The organism is Streptomyces sp. XM83C (assembly GCF_023072675.1).
GTDB classification, from domain to species: domain Bacteria; phylum Actinomycetota; class Actinomycetes; order Streptomycetales; family Streptomycetaceae; genus Streptomyces; species Streptomyces thermocoprophilus.
Genome location: NZ_JALLGL010000528.1, coordinates 1 through 1,986, shown reverse-complemented (window position 1 = coordinate 1,986; position 1,986 = coordinate 1). Strand labels below are relative to the sequence as shown.

Annotated in this window: 1 protein-coding gene and 1 tRNA gene; both read left to right on the top strand. The window is 71.7% G+C overall.

Features of this window, described 5'->3' with window-relative positions; genetic code table 11:
* The coding region (locus MTQ10_RS30070; protein ID WP_247473725.1) for a S1C family serine protease at positions 1 to 1,276 on the top strand (1,276 nt) is incomplete at its 5' end.
* Between the two features lie 222 nt (positions 1,277 to 1,498).
* Positions 1,499 to 1,583, top strand: a tRNA-Ser gene (locus MTQ10_RS30065).
* The last annotated feature ends 403 nt before the right edge of the window (positions 1,584 to 1,986 follow it).

Sequence of the window (1,986 nt, the reverse complement as noted above, 5' to 3'; positions counted from 1 at the left end):
GCCCGGCCCCGACACGCAGACGGCCCCCACGGTCGCCTCCCCGTCGGCCCCGCACGAGGCCTGGCCGCCCCCGCAGCCGCCCGGCACGCCCGCGTACGGCGGCGGAGCGGGTGCGGGCAACGGCTGGGGCGCGCCGTACCCGGTGCAGCCCGCGCCGAAGAAGCCCGGCCGCGGCGGACTCGTCGCGGCGGTCCTGGTGGCCGCGCTCGTCGCCGGCGGCCTGGGCGGCGGCATCGGCTACCAGCTCGCCAAGGGCAACGACGACAGCGGCTCCACCACCGTCTCCGCCTCCACCAGCGGCGGCGACGTCAAGCGCGACCCCGGCACCGTCGCCGGTGTCGCCGCGAAGGCCCTGCCGAGCACCGTCACCATCGAGGCCGAGTCCACCAGCGGCGAGGGCGGTACCGGTACCGGGTTCGTCTTCGACAAGCAGGGCCACATCGTCACCAACAACCACGTCGTGGCGGACGCCGTGAACGGTGGCAAGCTGACGGCGACGTTCCCCGACGGCCGCAAGTACGACGCCGAGATCGTCGGCCACGCACAGGGCTACGACGTCGCGGTCATCAAGCTGAAGAACGCGCCGTCCAATCTCAAGCCGCTCACCCTCGGCGACTCCGACAAGGTCGCCGTCGGTGACACCACCATCGCCATCGGCGCACCCTTCGGGCTGTCCAACACCGTCACGACGGGCATCATCAGCGCCAAGAACCGCCCCGTCGCCTCCAGCGACGGCTCCGGCAGCCAGGCGTCGTACATGAGCGCCCTCCAGACCGACGCGTCGATCAACCCCGGTAACTCCGGCGGCCCGCTGCTGGACGCCCAGGGCAATGTCATCGGCATCAACTCCGCGATCCAGTCCACCGGCAGCGGCGGTTTTGGCTCCGGGCAGGCCGGCTCGATCGGCCTGGGCTTCGCCATCCCGATCAACCAGGCCAAGTTCGTCGCCCAGGAACTGATCAGGACCGGCAAGCCCGTCTACGCCAAGATCGGCGCGTCCGTCTCCCTGGAGGACACCACCGACGGCGCGAAGATCACCCAGCAGGGCGCGGGCGGCGCCGCCTCCGTCGAACCGGGTGGCCCGGCGGCCAAGGCGGGCCTCAAGCCCGGCGACGTCATCACCAAGCTCGACGACCGCGTCATCGACTCCGGTCCGACCTTGATCGGCGAGATCTGGACCCACAAGCCCGGTGACGAGGTCACCATCACCTACGTGCGCGACGGCAAGACCCACACCGTCGACCTCACCCTCGGCTCCCGCACGGGCGACAGCTGACGCACGGCGCGGTGCCCGGTACCCCCCCGGCCGTGACGTCCGGGCAGAGACCGGCGCCCGCGCCGCGCCGCGAGAGCAACCGTCATCGCCTGCCCCCGGGAGGCCCGGCCGCCCCGTACCGGCGACCGGGCCTCCGCACACCCCCGGGCAACCCGTGCGCCTTCACCCCACCCCACAGCCCGGTACTCTGTAGGCGCTCCGTCCCATCCGGGCGCCGAGCAAGGTGGGTTGCCCGAGCGGCCTAAGGGAACGGTCTTGAAAACCGTCGTGGCGCAAGCCACCGTGGGTTCAAATCCCACACCCACCGCACAGGTGAACGGCCCCTGACCAGGAGAAACGGTCGGGGGCCGTTGGCATGCCCGGTGCCCCGTCGGCCCCCGCTGTTCCCCCGTCACGCGGCAGGACGGCTCCGTGGTGAGCACGCCCCTGGCCTTCCACGGGGACAGCACCCACTGCGACGAGTTCCCCGACCCGGGGTTCTTCGCCCGGACCGGTGGGGCGGATCGGGAGGGAGCGGATCGCCGTTCGAGGGGCGGTTTCCCGTGGCACGGGTCCGGGTGTCCATGCCGGATCGGGGCCGGCCGGATGCTCTTATGGATGTCAAGCAGCGGTTGTGAGGTGATTCGGGGCCGCTGCGGTGGCGTTGGTGATGGTCAGGACGTGGTAGATCTCGCGGGCGACGAACCGCTTGAGGCAGCGGATGATCTCCT